Origin of the sequence: Pseudomonas sp. DVZ6, from assembly GCF_024259445.1 — a bacterium.
GTDB lineage: Bacteria > Pseudomonadota > Gammaproteobacteria > Pseudomonadales > Pseudomonadaceae > Aquipseudomonas > Aquipseudomonas peradeniyensis.
On sequence record NZ_JANCLM010000001.1, the window covers coordinates 169,690 to 185,334 of the forward strand.

The 15,645-nt window shown below is 63.8% G+C and carries 13 protein-coding genes; 10 read left to right on the top strand and 3 right to left on the bottom strand.

Annotation, left to right across the window (positions count from 1 at the left end):
- Nucleotides 1–35 precede the first annotated feature (35 nt).
- From NMG10_RS00705 to NMG10_RS00730, 6 genes are all read left to right on the top strand, one after another.
- Nucleotides 36–848: an aminoglycoside phosphotransferase family protein gene (locus NMG10_RS00705; protein ID WP_254463466.1), complete on the top strand. Its 813-nt coding sequence runs from the start codon at nt 36–38 to the stop codon at nt 846–848.
- Nucleotides 849–947: 99 nt separating this feature from the next.
- Complete coding sequence (locus tag NMG10_RS00710; protein ID WP_110738503.1) at nt 948–1,523, top strand: hypothetical protein; 576 nt, start codon at nt 948–950, stop codon at nt 1,521–1,523.
- Between the two features lie 85 nt (nt 1,524–1,608).
- Entirely contained in the window at nt 1,609–2,649 is a 1,041-nt protein-coding gene (locus tag NMG10_RS00715) for an alpha/beta fold hydrolase (protein ID WP_254463467.1), read from the top strand.
- A gap of 177 nt (nt 2,650–2,826) precedes the next feature.
- Nucleotides 2,827–3,342 (top strand): sigma-70 family RNA polymerase sigma factor, encoded by a 516-nt coding sequence (locus NMG10_RS00720; RefSeq protein WP_234561528.1) that lies wholly within the window; start codon nt 2,827–2,829, stop codon nt 3,340–3,342.
- A complete protein-coding gene (locus NMG10_RS00725) occupies nt 3,339–4,259 on the top strand; it encodes a FecR domain-containing protein (RefSeq protein ID WP_274235413.1) in 921 nt (306 codons plus the stop codon). Before NMG10_RS00720 ends, NMG10_RS00725 begins: the two co-directional genes overlap by 4 nt.
- 349 nt (nt 4,260–4,608) lie before the next feature.
- On the top strand, nt 4,609–7,020 hold the full coding sequence (locus NMG10_RS00730) for a TonB-dependent receptor (protein WP_254463469.1): 2,412 nt from the start codon (nt 4,609–4,611) through the stop codon (nt 7,018–7,020).
- A gap of 59 nt (nt 7,021–7,079) precedes the next feature.
- On the opposite strand, the gene NMG10_RS00735 is transcribed toward NMG10_RS00730, so the two are convergent.
- Nucleotides 7,080–8,102, bottom strand: coding sequence for an acyltransferase (locus NMG10_RS00735; protein ID WP_254463471.1), 1,023 nt, complete (start codon nt 8,100–8,102; stop codon nt 7,080–7,082).
- 215 nt (nt 8,103–8,317) lie between these two features.
- Nucleotides 8,318–11,317 (bottom strand): autotransporter outer membrane beta-barrel domain-containing protein, encoded by a 3,000-nt coding sequence (locus NMG10_RS00740; RefSeq protein WP_254463473.1) that lies wholly within the window; start codon nt 11,315–11,317, stop codon nt 8,318–8,320.
- Nucleotides 11,318–11,675: 358 nt separating this feature from the next.
- Between NMG10_RS00740 and NMG10_RS00745 the strand changes: the two genes are divergently transcribed.
- From NMG10_RS00745 to NMG10_RS00760, 4 genes are all read left to right on the top strand, one after another.
- The gene (locus NMG10_RS00745) at nt 11,676–11,966 is read left to right on the top strand and encodes a hypothetical protein (protein WP_203647425.1); all 291 of its coding nucleotides are present in this window, start codon (nt 11,676–11,678) and stop codon (nt 11,964–11,966) included.
- Nucleotides 11,967–11,977: 11 nt separating this feature from the next.
- Nucleotides 11,978–12,610, top strand: a complete 633-nt coding sequence (locus NMG10_RS00750; protein ID WP_232855835.1) for a hypothetical protein — start codon at nt 11,978–11,980, stop codon at nt 12,608–12,610.
- Nucleotides 12,611–12,687: 77 nt separating this feature from the next.
- The gene (locus NMG10_RS00755; protein WP_232855918.1) at nt 12,688–13,395 is read left to right on the top strand and encodes a winged helix-turn-helix domain-containing protein; all 708 of its coding nucleotides are present in this window, start codon (nt 12,688–12,690) and stop codon (nt 13,393–13,395) included.
- The gene (locus NMG10_RS00760) at nt 13,396–14,718 is read left to right on the top strand and encodes an ATP-binding protein (protein ID WP_234561535.1); all 1,323 of its coding nucleotides are present in this window, start codon (nt 13,396–13,398) and stop codon (nt 14,716–14,718) included. It begins immediately after the preceding gene.
- Here NMG10_RS00760 and NMG10_RS00765 read toward each other — a convergent pair.
- On the bottom strand, nt 14,706–15,497 hold the full coding sequence (locus NMG10_RS00765; protein ID WP_232855837.1) for a MipA/OmpV family protein: 792 nt from the start codon (nt 15,495–15,497) through the stop codon (nt 14,706–14,708). The genes NMG10_RS00760 and NMG10_RS00765 overlap by 13 nt on opposite strands.
- Nucleotides 15,498–15,645 lie beyond the last annotated feature (148 nt).

A 15,645-nucleotide genomic window follows, 5' to 3' on the forward strand; every position in this document is an offset into this window, starting at 1 on the left:
GCCCCGTTCACAAGTGAATCGCGGGTAATGAAACCATGTTTGACCACTACCTGAAACGATGGGGGTTGACCCTCGACGGGGACGCGTTCGTTTCGTTGAACGGCCATCTTCTCCCGGTTCGCCAGGGCGATAAGCCCGCCATGCTGAAAATCGCGCAATCACCCGAAGAGCAGGCCGGCAACCAGCTCATGGCCTGGTGGGGCGGTGATGGTGCGGCCCCGGTGCTCGCTCACGATGGCGAGGCGTTGTTGATGACGCGGGCGCAAGGTTCGGCATCCCTGGCGCAGATGGTTGCCGATGGCCGGGATGACGAAGCCACGCGCATCCTCTGCGCGGTGGTAGCCCGCCTACACGCCCCACGCGCTGAGCCAATGCCTGCGCTGGTTCCGCTGGCGCAATGGTTCGAAGCGTTGTGGAGTGCGGCGGCGACTCACGGCGGGGTGCTGGAACACAGTGCCAGGGCGGCGAGGGCGCTTTTGGCCGAACCGCAGGAGGTGGTGGTGCTGCACGGCGATATCCATCACGGCAACGTGCTGGATTTCGGGCCGGCTGGATGGCTCGCCATCGATCCCAAGGGGTTGTACGGCGAGCGAGGCTTCGATTACGCCAACATCCTCTGCAACCCCGACGATGCAAGCGCGCTGGCACCGGGGGTCTTTGCACGTCGGATAGCGATTATCTCGGCTGCTGCCGGTATTGATCGTCGCAGGCTTTTGCAATGGGTGCTGGCATGGGCAGGGTTGTCAGCGACCTGGATGATCGAGGACGGTATCGAGCCGGACAGCAGGCTTGAGATGGCCAAGCTGGCAGCTTCGGCGCTCGACTGCGGCGTCCAGATTTCTGACTGAACCGGTGCCTCACAAAATAAACGAGTTGCTATGCTGCTGGCGGTCCGGGCATACGCATTCGCCAGCGCCGGATGGTATTGCCAATACAAGGAGGTTCACATGCAAGTCACATTACCCCTGAGTGTCAGCGACTGGAAATACAAGACGGCCAGCGGTGGTGGTCTGACGGTGATGTTCGCCGCCGCCAGCGGCGGTCTGCTCACCCTGACCGATCCCGACAAGGCCGAACAGCAGTTTCGCTACGGCTCGCTCGGGGTCGGCGTGGGCGCCGGCGCGCGCCTGCCGCGAGTGGGCAAGATCAACTTGCTGGTACGCGGCAAGAGTGTCGGCGCGGTGGGCGCGAACGAAGACTTCCCGGCGATCGGCACGGTGCTGGTGGCAGACTCGGTCGCTGGCCGTGGCCTGGTCCGCGACGATTTCAAAGGTGGATGCGTGTTCCTCGAAGGCGGGCTGGGCCTGGTCGGTGGTGGCAGCGGGTCGGGCGTCTTGTTCGGCCTGGACCCCAAGTTGCTGATCCTGAGCACCGCCGCAGTGGGGGCGGGCGGTGCGCTCCTGCCACAGGACACCCTGCCGCGTCTTCTGCGCTCGGCCAAGGGTGTGATCTTCTCCGCCGGGTTCAACATCGGGGTGCAGGCTGGTGGCGGCTTGACGTTGACCTTGGGCGGGCTGTTCTGATCGAGAGCAGCGTGAGGGGGCGATACGTCCCCACGCACCCGATCGCGCCCAGCTGGCGCTGATCCCATCAAGGAAGATAAAAACAATGAAAACACTGCTCGGCTTCTTGCTCTCCATCTGTTTCAGCCTACCGGCGTTTGCCAGCGAAACACCCATCGGTTTCCGCACCGCTACCCTGGCGGACAAGCAAAATAACCGCCCGTTGGAACTGGCGGTCTGGTACCCGGCTACAACCACCGCCACGCCGCAACTGATCGGTGATACACCGGTGTTCGTCGGCGATCCCGCCGTGCCCGATGCGCCTCCGGCCAAAGGCGCGCACCCCTTGGTGGTGTTGTCCCACGGCTACCGGGGCAACTGGGGAAACCAGTCATGGCTGGCCAGCGCGCTGGTTCGGCAGGGTTACATCGTGGCGGCGGTCAACCATCCCGGCACCACCACCCGCAATCGCGACCCTGAAGCCGCGGCACAGTTGTGGCAGCGTCCCATCGACCTGCAACGGGCCATCGATGCGGTGATGGCTCAGCCGGCAAAGTTCGGCGCGGTGGCGGTGGGCAAGATCGCGGTGGCAGGTCATTCGTTGGGCGGCTGGACAGCCTTGGAAATCGCCGGTGCCCGGTTCGACGCCGAGCGCTTTGCCCAGGACTGCGTCGCCCATCCGCAGCTGGCCAGTTGCAACGTATACAAACAGATCAACCCCGGCCGCAGCCCGGCATCGAAAGCCCGATTGGACGACGATCTGCGTGACAAGCGTGTCACCGCCATCGTGACCCTGGATCTGGGGCTGTCACGGGGCATGACCAATGACAGCCTGGCGGCATTGCCGGTACCGACGTTGGTAATCGCGGCGGGCGCGCCCTCCGAAGACCTTCCGGCACAGTTGGAGTCCGCCGACCTGGCCAAACGCTTGCCTCAGGCGACGAGTCGTTATGTCGAGATCGAGGACGCCAGCCACTTCAGCTTCTTGTCGATGTGCAAACCCGGTGGGTTGGCGCTGCTCGAAGAGGACGCACCCGGTGATGGCGTCATTTGCCGGGATGGCGATAACGCTCGGCCACGGGCGCTGATCCAGCAGCAGATTGCCTTGCAGATCACCGAGTTTCTGGCGCAGTCATTTCATAACTGACGACGATCCATCATGGGCGGATCAATGGTTGCGCAGTTGATGCAGGCAATCGATCCGTTCATGAAAGGCTTTCCAGCAATGTGAGCGTACCTGCCACCATTCCCAATCCCGCCCTCACTGAGTACACTTGCGACGAATTCTTATTCGCACCTGGTAATCTTTTTGGGGGAGGGCGTGATGTCCACCGTTGTTCCCGCCGGCACTGTCCACTGCGGCCTGGAAACGCTCTACCGCGAGCACAGCACCTGGCTCCACGGTTGGCTGCGCCAACGCCTGAACAGCTCCGCCGATGCCGCCGACCTGGCCCAGGACACCTTCATCCGCGTGCTGCTGGCGCGCACCGCCGGCACCCTCAACCAGCCCCGTCACTACCTGGCCACCATCGCCCGGGGCCTGGTCATCGACCTCTATCGCCGCCGCAGCCTGGAAACCGCCTACCTCGAAGCCCTGGCGCTGCAGCCGGAGCACTACGCACCTTCCGCCGAAACCCACGCCGCCATCCTCGATACCCTGATGGCCATCGACCGGATGCTCGACGGCCTCGGCCCACGCACCCGGGCGATCTTCCTTGCCGTGCAACTGGACGGATTGAGCTACGAAAAGGCCGCCGAACGCCTCGGCGTTTCGGTGAGCACCGTGCGCAAGCACCTGGCGCGCGGGCTGATGCACTGCCTGCTGGTCGAGGGTGCATGAAGGCCATTCTTGCCGAGGCGGTGGACTGGTACGTGCGCTTGCACGATAGCAACGTCGACGCCGCCACCCGCGCCTCCTGGCAAGCCTGGCGCGCCGCCGACCCTCGTCATGCCGCCGCCTGGGCGCGGCTGGAGGAGCTGCAGGGCCGCCTGGGCAACGTGCCCAGCGGCGCCGCGCAGACCCTGGAAATCGCCCGGCGGGATCGGCGCCATGCCGTGAAGGCCCTGGCACTGTTGCTGGGGGCCGGTGTGGTGGGTTGGCAGGGTTACCGGCTCTCGCCGTGGAGCACCGATTACTCGACCCGGACCGGCGAGCGGCGCCGAGTGACCCTGGCCGATGGCACGCGCCTGGACCTCAATACCAATAGCTGCGTCGATATTCGCTTCGACGCTGGCCTGCGGCTGATCCACCTGCGCCAGGGCGAGATCCTGGTGGAGACCGCCAAGGACCCGCGTCCGCTCAGCGTGCGCACCGCCGAAGGTGTGATCCGTGCCCTCGGCACCCGCTTCAGCGTGCGTCAGGACGCGGGTACGAGCCACGTGGCGGTGGCTGCCCATGCCGTGGAAGTGCGGCCAGCGCAAGCGTCGCAAGTGGTGCGTATCGATGCCGGGTATGGGCTGAGCTTCGGCGCCGACGGTGTCGGGCCGCTGCGTCCCCTGGCCCCCGGCGGCCAGGCATGGGCGCAGGGCATGCTGGTCAGCGTTGATTGGCGCCTGGACGATGTGGTCCGTGAGCTGGCGCGCTATCGGCCTGGTTATCTCGGGTGTGCGGGGGAGGTTGCCGGATTGCGCCTGTCGGGTGCGTTCAATCTTGATGACACCGATGTTGCCTTGGCCAGCCTGGAAGACGCGTTGCCGGTTCGGGCGCGGCGCGTGACGCGCTATTGGGTGCGGCTGGAGCCGCTTGGGGTGGGGTAGGGCGACTGCATTTCATTGGCCCTCCCTTGAAATACATTTCGTAGGAGGATTCGAGGCGTGGGAGCGGGCTTGCCCCGCGATGCGATGGCGGCCTTGACGCCCTCATCGCGGGGCAAGCCCGCTCCCACGCCTCGAATCCTCCCGCGTCAGGAATCCTCCCCTACCCGGAATCCTCTCGCGCCTCGAATTCTGGGCGATGAAGCAGGTTGAACGCCTGGGAGATTTTTTATCCTGTCACAACATTCGAGAATTTTTCGCATTTGGGGTAGCAGATTTCTCGCGCTGCTTCGGCTCTTGAGGGCGCGCGCTTCAAGCGTGCCCATGCCAACCAGTACAGGAACCCCTTTTCATGTCCGCACGCCGTACCTCGCTAGCCTGCAGCATCCGCCAGGCGACCCTCGCATTGAGCCTTTGCGCTGGCGCACTGGCGACCTCGACCGCCTGGGCCGCCCCGCAGCGCTACGATATCCCGGCCGGCAGCCTGGCCGCTGCGATCAGCCAGTTCGCCGCCGCCAGCGGCGTGACCATCAGCTTCAGCAACGACGAAACCACCGGGCTGCATTCATCGGGGCTGCAGGGCAGCTTCGAGCTGGAGCAAGGTTTTGCCACATTGCTGCAGGGCTCCGGGTTGCGGGTGCAGCAGGTGGGCGAAAAACGCTATGTGCTGAGCAAGGTGCAGAACGACGGCGCCGTCGAGCTGGGCGCGACCAGTGTCGATGCCCTGGGCCTGGGCAGCACCACCGAAGGCACCGGCAGCTACACCACGGGTTCTGCCAGCACCGCGACCGGCCTGCGCCTGTCGGCGCGAGAGACGCCGCAATCCGTCAGCGTGGTGACCCGCCAGCAGATCGAGGACCAGAACCTCACGGACGTGACCCAGGTGCTCGAGCAGACGCCGGGTGTGGTCGTCGACAGCATGGGGCCGGCCGGTAGCGACGCCAACCATATCTATGTGCGGGGTTTCCAGGTTGGCAGCATCCAGGTCGACGGCGTCAACCGCCCGGATAGCTACGGATTCCGCGATGATCTCGCCGACATGGTGTCGTACGACCGGGTGGAAGTGGTGCGTGGTGCCACCGGCCTGATGTCGGGCACCGGCGATCCCGGTGCCACGGTCAATCTGATTCGCAAGAAGCCGACCGTCGAGACCCAACGCAAACTGACTCTCAAGGCCGGCTCCTGGGACAACTACCGCACCGAGCTGGATGTGTCCGGCAAGCTGTCGGAAAGCGGCCATGTGCGCGGGCGTTTCGTGGCCTCGACCACCGACAGCAAGAGTAATGTCGACCGCCAGTCGCTGGAACGGCAGGTAGCCTACGGCGTGCTGGAATGGGACGTCACCGACAGCACCCTGCTGACCGTGGGCGCGGAATACCAGGAGATGGACAACGACGGCGCGGGCAACCACGGTTTTCCGATGTACAACGCCGATGGCAGCCACTTCAACCCGTCACGCTCGTTCAACTCGGCGTCCGACTGGAGCTACCACAAGCGCAGCGCGAAAACCCTGTTCACCACCCTGGAGCACCAGCTGGACAACGGCTGGCAACTGAAGCTGAACGCCGAGCACAGTCGCCGCAGCTATGATGACGCCTTTGCCACCGCCGCCAGCGGCACCGTCAAGCCCGACGGCAGCGGCATCAGCACCTGGACGGGGCGTTGGGCAGGGGACCCGCGGCAGACGTCGTTTGACCTGTCGGCTTCCGGTCCGTTCGAGCTGTTTTCCCGTGAGCACCAGGGGTACCTGGGAGCCAGTCACTATCGCGCCTACTACCGTAACGACGGTTACCCGCTGTGGTCGTTCCAGACCATCGACAACATCCACACCTGGGACGGTTCGCTGGCGATCCCGGCGGCCATCCACACCAAGTCCACGGAGGATGCGCTGGATGAAACCCAGGACGGCCTGGTGGCCTCGGTACGTTGGAGCCTGACCGATGAACTGGCGCTGATTACCGGTGCGCGGCTGATCGACTGGAAACGCGACGAAAGCCATACCACCCTGGCCACCGGCGCCACCACGCGTACCTCGCGCAGCGAGACCGGGGTGGTCACGCCCTATGTGGGGCTGGTCTACGACTTTGCCGAGAACTGGTCGGCCTACGCCAGCTATACCGCCATCTTCAAGCCGCAGAGCAGGCAGGATGCCAGTGGTGGCTATATCGAACCGCTGGAGGGCGTGAACTACGAACTGGGTATCAAGAGCGAGTTCTGGGACAAGCGCCTGACCACCGCCTTCAGTGTCTTCGAAGTGCAGCAGGACAACCTGGCTGTTGCCGACGGCGACAAGCTGGCACCGGACGGCAACCAGGCCTACCGCGCCGAGTCCGGCACCAAGACCCGTGGTTTCGAGATGGAGGCGGCCGGGCAGATCCTGCCCGACTGGCAAGTTTCCGCCAGCTACACCTATGCCCAGGCCGAGGACGCCGAAGGCAAACGCCTGCTCACCGAAGTGCCGCGCGACACCTTCAAGCTCTTCACCAGCTATCAACTGCAGTCCCTGCCGCAGCTGAAAGTCGGCGGCGGCGTGCGCTGGCAGGGCATGGAGTACAAGAAGAAAGCGGGGCCCCATGGCGAGACGTTCACCCAGGACGCCTACAGCGTGGTCGACCTGATGGCGCAGTACGCGTTCACGCCGCAAACCAGCGTTTCGTTGAACCTCAACAACGTGCTGGACGAGAAGTACTACTCGGCGATCGGCGCGCGAGGGTGGTATGGCACCCCGCGTAGTGCCACGGCGACGTTGGTCTACGCGTTCTGACGGAGGCGGCGGGTGGTTCCCATGCGTGGGAGTCACCCGCCAGCTCCGTGGGCGAACACTCAGTTTCCGAGCGCAGGGCTGTCAGTCTGGCGCCTATCGGTTCGCTTCGCGAGCCTTGCAACCGGTTTTTCCACCAGGTTGAAGCTGATCGCGGAAACCAGGGCTATCAGGGCAAGCGAACCGATCAAGGTCGCGGTTGGAGGCAGATCCGTATTGTTCTGCAATTCCAGCATCAGGCTGAGAATCGGGATATGGCACAAGTAGGTGGAGTACGACCAGTTACCCAGTGCATTCAGCCAGGTCATGTTGTGCAGCAGCCGCTCCTGGGAAATCGCGCAGATGACAATCAGCGCGCAGGGGATTCCCCACTTGAAGGGGTTGTGGGTGGCTTCGCCGAACCTGGCAATGACGAACAGTGCTGTTGCCAGAAGGGCAAGGGCGGCCCAGGGCCGGATCGAGTTGAATGTGCCCCGCTGGTGGAGGATGCCGACCGTCACGCCGAAGAGAAACTCATAGACGATCTTGTGCTTGTAGAACTCGAACGCGCCACCCAGTTCCGGCAAGAGTTTGCGCAGCGCAAGGATGCCGAGGAAGAGTGCGGCGATACGATACTTCCCGGGGAGAAACAACGAAGCGAAAAATACGCCGTAGAACATCATTTCGTAGTTGAGTGTCCAGCCCACGGTTACGATCGGGAAATACTCTATGCCGGAGGGGTTCAGGGCCGGTATGAAGAAAATGCTCTTGAGGAAGAACAACGGCTCGAACCCTGTGAAGGGAATGACGCCTGGCAGGCAGATCAGCAACGCTGCGGTAATGGACGTGAACAACCAGTAGGCTGGGACCACGCGAGCGATTCGGTGCTTGGCAAATTCCAGGGGGGTGACAGGTTTCCTGGATACCGACAGGTAGATGACGAATCCACTGATGACAAAGAACAGGTCGACCCCGATGGCACCGTAGCGTTGCAGCGCAACGGATAGCGGGTCCATCAATTTAAAGTTGTAGGTGATCTGCATGTAGTGATGGAACACCACTATCCATGCTGCGATGGCTCGCAGGATCTGTATAGAGTTCAGCATTTTTATTGTTGTTCCAGCCAAACCTCAATCCTATCAAGGCTTCGCTCGGAAAATCCATTGGCGACCCTGCAAGCCGTGCTTGGCGCATGGGCGGTCTGCACTGGGAGCGCGGGATCAATGAGTGCGCGTAGCTCCAGGCAGAGAGGGCTTGACCCGTAGCCAAGGTCAGCCCTGCTCCTTCATGTTTCCCAATGTTCGCTTACCCAGGGGCAGTCTCAGAACATCATCTGCCACTGCGCCGTCAGCGCCTGGTTGCGGCTATCGCTGCCCAGTTCGCCGCTGTACCCCAGGTTCAGGCTGTGCCGTGCCGACAGGCCAATCCCCACCCCGGCCTCGAGCATCAGGCTGTCACGATCCAGCGCGGTGCCTTCGACGCTGAAGGCGCTGCCGCCGGAAACGAAGGCCTGGCGCACCTCACTGTCCACGCCGCCATACACATGCCGCCAGCCGAGGCTGGCCCGTGGCGTCAGGCTGATGCCGTTGTCCAGTTGGCTCAAGTGTGCCAGGCGTACGCCGAAGGTGCTGCTGAAGTTGTCCTGGCTCTGCCCGTCGACGTCCAGCGCGGCGATGCCGCCTTTCTCCCGATAGCTGTCGCGGTGATAGCGGTGGTAGCCGAGGTTGGCGAAGGGCTCGACATTCAGGCGGCCGCTGCCGAGGTTGTAACCCAGCTCGACGAAGGCCTGCTGGCTGTCGGCGTCGTAGTCGCCCTTGGGGCGCTCGCTGAAGCGCTCGAATTCGATGCGCCGCTTGCTGTCGCCGTCGTGCCGGCTGTAGGCGGCGCCCAGGCGCAGGGCCAGCGGGCCGCTTTGGCGCAAGGCATAGAGGCCGGCGTGCCAGCTGTCCAGGGTGCCCTCGTCGGCACCGCTGTCCAGGCGGGTTTTCGAATAGCCGCCCAGCACGCCCAGGCGCCAGGTGTCGTTCAGCGCCCAGTCGACGCCGAGCAGGGTGCCCTGGGTGCGTTGCTCCAGGCCGGCGCTGCCGTGGGCGCCATCCAGTTTGCCGTAGCCGCCGATGCCCTGCAGCCACACCCGGCCACGGGCGTGCGGGTCGTTGAGGTTGCGCAGCTCGCTGGGCACGCCGGTGGCTGCGACGCTCGGGGCCTGCACCGGGTCGAGCGCCAGGGCCAGGCCTGCGCCGCTGCCCATCTGGTACATGGCCGCGAGCATGCTCGTGCCGACCTGGGCGCTGCTGCCGAGAATCGCGGCACCGAGGTTGGCGTTGCCGCTGCCGGCCAGTTGCTCCAGGGCCGAACTGGCCGTGGCGGGGCTGGCGTAGAGCAGGGCGCCGTAAACCGGGGTGTTGGGGTCGCTCTCCCACCAGTAGTCGTTCGGTCGGATGCTCTCGGCCAGCCGCTGGCTGTTAGGCGTGGTGGCGTACTCGGTCATCTCCACGTCGTTGCGCGTCAAGGTCATGTTCACGCGGGTGTCGGTATAGCTTAGCTCCGGAGTCAGGAACGCATAGTAAGTATCCTGAACCTGAGCGAAACGGCCGACGACCTGGCCGGCTTCGAGCAAGGTGTAGTGGCTGTGCCATGGCCATGGCGTATCACCGAAATTGGGGGTGATGCGCAGGCTGGCGTCATTGAGGTAGGCGGTGCCGCCCACCCGCAGCGCGCCGCTGCTGCCATCGGGGTTGACGCCGATATCGACGATTGCCTGGTTGCCCAGGGTCAGGTTGCCGATGACCCGGGTGGCGCCTTCGGGCTTGCTGTACAGCGTGCCGTTGACATTGAGATGGCCGACCGAGCCGCCGCCCGCATAGGTGCCCCACTGGTCGACATCCACGGTGCCGTTCAGGGCGCCCTGGTTGACCAGGTGCGCGTAGTCGAACACCCGGCTGGTTTCGCTGAAATCGCCCTGGCTGGTGACGGTCCAGGTTCCGCCCAGAACCTGCAGGGACTCGAAATTGCGGCTGTTGCCAAAACTGCCGCTGCCTGACCAGTCGTATTTGCGCCCCAGCTCCACGGTGTCATGGCCGCTGCCCCCGTCGACGAGGCCTTCGAAGCGGCCCCGTGTGGAGACCTGGAGGAGGTCGTTGCCGCCGCCCAGGTCCAGCGCCAGGCCATTGCTGCCACTGATAAGGCCATCGTTGACAAGCGTGTCGTCGAACCCGCCGACGAACATGACGCCATGGCCGTTCAGCCCCTGGATGGTGCCGACGTTGCTCACCCAGGTGCTGTTCAGCGCGGCGCCATTGCTGTTGCGTGCGCTGCCGATCGTCACGCCGTTGTCAGCACCGGTGATCAGGGCGTCCGGGCCGTTGACCAGCCGGCCGCCGCCGAGTACGACGCCCTCGCTGGTGTTCGCGATGCCGTTGCGATCGAGGCCAGCGGCACCTTCGCCGCGAATCGTGCCGCTGTTGGAGACCTCGCCGATGCCGGCGATACGCACGCCATCCCCGTCACCGTAGGCCTGCGCGCCATTGGCGCCACCGACGATCAGTCCACCCTGGTTGAAGACGTTGCTGTCGCCAGACGAATTGAACCCGGCGTCGTTGCGGCCAATGACCGTGCCGAAGGTGCTGAGCGTTCCATTTGCATCGGCGTTGACGCCATGCCGACCGCCATCGATCTGTCCATGGTTGGTGACATAGGTACCGGTTGCGGCGCGCAGGTTGACGCCGTCGAAGCCATCGCTGGAGATCTCGCCGAAATTGTCGATCCTGGCATTCGAGCCCGTGGTCATGCCGTCGGCGGCATAGGCACGAATCACGCCGCCGCGTGCGTTGGTGACGTGGGTGGTGTAGTAGCTGCTGCCGACCATTGCATCAAGGTTGATGCCCTGGCCGAAGGCGGAGCTGATAGTGCCGCTGTTGACGATATCCAGGGAGCCGTAGGAGGTGGTGTTGTTGATGCGGATGGCGTCGCCGTTGCCCTGGATCAGTCCGCCTGCGTGGTTGTTGATATGGTAGTACCCCCCGGTGTCAGGCAGGTCGAGGGTGTCGATAGCCCGGGCGACGGTGGAGGTGATCGTGCCCGCGTTGTCGACCCAAACCGAAGGGACGTAGTTGCGGTTGTTCAATGTCACCGCCGGTCCGGTAGTTACGATGACGCTGCCGGCACTGCCGACGTTCAGCCTGTCGGTACTGCCCAGCTCCTGGGTGAAATAGGTGGCGGTGTCGATGAAATACTCCGCCCCCTGGGCGTGCAGCGAAGCGCCACTGGAAACGACAAGGGCAATCTGCAGGGCAAGACGGTTTTTGCGGGAACGGTGCATTTGAAGTAAACGGTCCATGTTTGCCGGATTCGGATCCGATATTCCTGCTAGCGATTTGCTATTGCAAGCCGCTCTTTTATAAAGAATCGAAATAATTTACCGGTGAGCGAGGCGGGGCGAGCGAACCGGGGGCGAAGGTGATATTGCTGGCCGCCCAGCCTTCTTGAAACATCCAGCTAATCCTCGAAAGCACCTGTTACACAGGTGTCCAACCCAGCTAATCCCGTCAAGCCATAGTTCATCCGCACGTGTCATCCGCATCTCGACATGGCTGATGCGCCGCTGGTCGGGTGAATCGACCTGAAGGTGGATTCATTCAGGATTTTGTACGATGATTTTCGTATCGTGAGGAAGGGTCATGCCAAAGGGCTTCAGGGCAGTCAGGCGCGCGGTAGTCGCCGCGCTCGAATCCGGGGATTACCTGCACGTCTCACGGGGTGATATCGAGGTCAAGAATCTGCTGGCCATCGGGGAGGTCGGCGCAGGCAAAGTCATCGATATCATCAATGCTTGCGACGCCAGCCACTACAGCAGTAGCCCGCACCACGCCGTGCCGGCCATCGAGGTCCATGTGCTGAAGCGCCGCGGCTGGTACATCAAGTTCTATTTCATCGAACCCCAGACGTGGTTCATCAGCGTTCACCAATGAGTATCCCGACCATGAAGATCCTGTTCGAAGGCGATACCGGCCAGGCCTTGTGCGAGCATTGCCAGGCGCTGGTCGCCATGCATTACACCCGGCGCGATGTGCCCTTCAGCGATGGCCAGGGCATCGCGCGGGATATCCTGGTGGGCGTGTGCGATGGCTGCGACACGGTGGTGGCCATCCCGCCGCAGTCCACCCCGGCGATTCGCGAGGCGCGCAAGCAGCAGCTCAAGTCCATCGAGGCGCGGCTACCGGCGGTCTATCTCGATGTGCTGGATGCGGCGATGCAGGCCGTGTGCAGCGAGGCGGGCGCGCACCTGCGCAAGCTGTTCCTGGCCCATTACTTCCAGTGGCTGGTGCAGGCCCGCCAGGGCATGGGTTTGCAGCCTGGCCACGAGGCCTTCGTGACGGCCCTGGAGGCGCAGCGGCGTCAGCGTGGGTTACAGACATCGGGGGCGACCCGGCGCTTGTCGATGAAGGTCAACGCACACATGGCCGAGGACTTTCTGGCGCTGCTGCAGCAGACCCGGATGAGCCAGACCGAGCTGCTCAAGGCGGTGATTGCGCGGATCCAGATGGACGTGCTCGAAGTGCGCGATCCGCAGGTGATCGAGGGGTTGCAGCGGTTGGTGCGGGTGGCGGGATAGGGCGCGGGCCGACATGGTAGTGACACCTGCGCAAGGGCATAATGCACGCACTTCTCTAAGGACTGGAACGCGTGATGATGGATGGCTCTGGCCCAGGCAAGGTGCTGTTGGTGGAGGACGACGTGAAGCTCTGCGGGCTGATCGCGACCTTCCTGTCGCAACATGGCTTCGAAGTGCGCGAAGTTCATCGCGGCGACCTGGCGCGGCAGGCGTTCGTCGAGTTCCGGCCGTCGATGGTGGTACTCGACCTGATGCTGCCCGGAAAGGATGGCTTGCATGTCTGCCGCGAGATCCGCGCGCTCAGCGACACGCCAATCGTGATCCTCACCGCCCGCGAGGATGACCTGGACCATATCCTGGGCCTGGAGTCCGGTGCCGACGATTATGTGATCAAACCCATCAAGCCACCGGTACTTCTGGCGCGCTTGCGCGCCTTGCAGCGCCGTCATGTGCCACAGGGCAGCACGGGCGGGGCGCTGGAGTTCGGCGAACTGAAAATAGACCCTGTGTGTCGCGAGGTGACCCTGGGGGGCGAGCCGGTCGAGTGCACCACCATGGAGTTCGACCTGCTCCAGCTATTGGCCGGCAATGCCGGGGTGATCCTGTCTCGCGACGATATCCTCAACAAGATGCGCGGCATCGACTTCGATGGCATGAACCGCAGCGTCGATGTGTACATCAGCAAGCTGCGCAGCAAGCTCAACGACACGCCGCGTGAACCGACGCGGATCAAGACCGTCTGGGGCAAGGGCTACCTGTTCAACCCGTTCGCCTGGGAGCGCTAGATGCTGCGCCTGTTCCTGGGCTTGTACCTGATACTGACGGTTGGCCTGGTGGTGGCGCTGCAGACGGTCGAGCATACCTTGGATGCGCTGCTCGCCCCGCAGATGGAGGCGGCCAGTCGCGAGACCTTTCGCGGCACGGTTCACGCGCTGGTCGAACAACTGCGTGGCGTACAGGGCGAGCAGCGCGCACAGCGCCTGGAGCGATTGCGACCGGCCTACGGTCTGGGGCTGGATCTTGTGCGGCGTGACCAGTTGGCGCTGAGCGAGCGTGAATACGCGCAGTTGGCCCAGGGCCAGCTGGTGCTGCGCGAGCAGTACACCCAGCTGTTCAGCCGCATCGATGACGGCGACCAGTTGCTCAGCGTCAAGCTGCCGCGCGAACCCAACTTCATGCCGGTATACATCGGCACGGCCTACCTGATGCTGGCACTGCTGCTGGGGGTGGTGTTGTATTTCTGGGTACGGCCACACTGGCGCGACCTGGAGAAACTGCGCCTGGCCGCCCAGCGCTTCGGCGACAACGACCTGTCGGCGCGTGTGCGCATGCCGCGGCGTTCGAGCATCAGCGATGTGGCGGGGCACTTCGACCTGATGGCCGCGCGTATCGAAGTGCTGATCGCCAACCAGCGCGAAATGACCAACGCGGTTTCACATGAGTTGCGCACACCCATCGCACGCCTGAACTTCGAGCTCGACCAGCTCAGGAAACTGCCGGACCCGGCCAGCGCCCACCAGTTGATCGGCGATATGTACGCCGACCTGGGTGAGCTGGAAGACATGGTGTCCGAGCTGCTGACCTACGCCAGCCTGGAGCACGGAGCGACCGCCATGAGCTTGCAATCGGTCGAGGCCGGCAGCTGGCTGGACAGCGTGATTGCCAGCGTAACCCTGGAAGCCGAGGCCAGCGGCGTGCAGATTCATCTGGCACCGTGTCAGGTCGAGACCTTGAGTATCGAGCCGCGATTCTTGGCCAGGGCCGTGATCAATCTGCTGCGCAACGCCATCCGTTATGCCAAAGGGCATATCCACGTCTCGCTGTCATGCAGCGGCGGTGAGTACCGGCTGCAGGTCGACGATGACGGGCCGGGTGTGCCGGTGGCGGGCAGGGACAGGATTTTCGAACCGTTCTCGCGGCTCGACAGCAGTCGTGACCGGCGTACCGGGGGCTTTGGCCTTGGGCTGGCGCTGGTGCGGCGGGTGGCGCAGTCCCACGGCGGTTACGCGCAGGTGGGCGATGCGGCGGCTGGGGGCGCGTCCTTGCGCATGATCTGGCCTGTCCGGGGCGAGACTGCCCGGACGCCTGAAAAAGGTCAGAAGGTATAGGTCATCTGGGTAACCAGTGAGGTTTGCAGGCGCTTTTCGACCAGAGGGCTATCGCCAGCATCGTCGTTCAGGTAGTCCGCCGCCAGCACGGTCGCCATGTGCCAGTGCTCGTCGAAGGGCATGCTCCAGGACAGCTCGCCACCGCGGCTGATCAGGCCACCACGGGCATCGTGGGCGTGGAACTGGCTGCCTGCGGCCTGGGCCTGGCTTACGCCATACCAGGTGCGCATATAGTCGCCGTCGCCGAACTGACTGTTGACGCTGCCCACCAACTCGCCGATGCGGCCCTTGTACAGTTGCATACCCAGGCTCAGTTTCAGGTGGTTGTAGGCCGAGCCGGTGTCGGGCTTGTCCTTGTCCTGCTCCAGGGCGTGCTCGAAGTTGGCGGCCAGCGTCAATGGGCCGAGGTGGTAGGCAGCGTCGAGCCCCAATTGCGGCCGCGACTTGATCGAACCCATGCCGTCGAGCCTGTCCGAACCTTCGAAGCCGGAGCGATGATCCTTGCGCGCGGTGCTGGCGCCCACTCGCACCCCAAGGTCGAACGTGTCGCCTTCGTGAGCCCAGCCCAGGCCCTTGCTGGTGTCGAGAAAAAAGCCGGCGGGGCTGGTGATGCTGCCACCGAGCAGCGGTGCCGTGGCCCGTTCGCCGGCTCCGCTGTAGCGAGGGGCATTGGCGATGCCGGCGTTCAGGCGATACTGCCAGTCCCCGGCGCGCAGGTCGGTGGCGCACAGCAGCAGGCAAGCGCAGGAGAGGGGCAGCAAACGATTCGATACAGACATGGCGACACTCGATGAGGATTGATGGCGCCATGCTAGGGAGCGGCTCTGCGGCAATCTTTGGCAGCTTTGTCGGGAAACTGTCAAAGACTGTTAACGGTGTCGGGCAAGCTTCTGGGTGATCGGCTTCGCACTTTTTAACAATCCTTTG

What these genes read in the sequence shown, in the direction of transcription:
- NMG10_RS00750 (WP_232855835.1), top strand. Translation starts at nt 11,978, where the DNA reads ATGAAGATCCTGTTCGAAGGCGATACCGGCCAGGCCTTGTGCGAGCAT.
- NMG10_RS00720 (WP_234561528.1), top strand. Translation starts at nt 2,827, where the DNA reads ATGTCCACCGTTGTTCCCGCCGGCACTGTCCACTGCGGCCTGGAAACG.
- NMG10_RS00740 (WP_254463473.1), bottom strand. Translation starts at nt 11,317, where the DNA reads ATGCACCGTTCCCGCAAAAACCGTCTTGCCCTGCAGATTGCCCTTGTC.
- NMG10_RS00735 (WP_254463471.1), bottom strand. Translation starts at nt 8,102, where the DNA reads ATGCTGAACTCTATACAGATCCTGCGAGCCATCGCAGCATGGATAGTG.
- NMG10_RS00730 (WP_254463469.1), top strand. Translation starts at nt 4,609, where the DNA reads ATGTCCGCACGCCGTACCTCGCTAGCCTGCAGCATCCGCCAGGCGACC.
- NMG10_RS00725 (WP_274235413.1), top strand. Translation starts at nt 3,339, where the DNA reads ATGAAGGCCATTCTTGCCGAGGCGGTGGACTGGTACGTGCGCTTGCAC.
- NMG10_RS00705 (WP_254463466.1), top strand. Translation starts at nt 36, where the DNA reads ATGTTTGACCACTACCTGAAACGATGGGGGTTGACCCTCGACGGGGAC.
- NMG10_RS00755 (WP_232855918.1), top strand. Translation starts at nt 12,688, where the DNA reads ATGGATGGCTCTGGCCCAGGCAAGGTGCTGTTGGTGGAGGACGACGTG.
- NMG10_RS00710 (WP_110738503.1), top strand. Translation starts at nt 948, where the DNA reads ATGCAAGTCACATTACCCCTGAGTGTCAGCGACTGGAAATACAAGACG.
- NMG10_RS00760 (WP_234561535.1), top strand. Translation starts at nt 13,396, where the DNA reads ATGCTGCGCCTGTTCCTGGGCTTGTACCTGATACTGACGGTTGGCCTG.
- NMG10_RS00745 (WP_203647425.1), top strand. Translation starts at nt 11,676, where the DNA reads ATGCCAAAGGGCTTCAGGGCAGTCAGGCGCGCGGTAGTCGCCGCGCTC.
- NMG10_RS00765 (WP_232855837.1), bottom strand. Translation starts at nt 15,497, where the DNA reads ATGTCTGTATCGAATCGTTTGCTGCCCCTCTCCTGCGCTTGCCTGCTG.
- NMG10_RS00715 (WP_254463467.1), top strand. Translation starts at nt 1,609, where the DNA reads ATGAAAACACTGCTCGGCTTCTTGCTCTCCATCTGTTTCAGCCTACCG.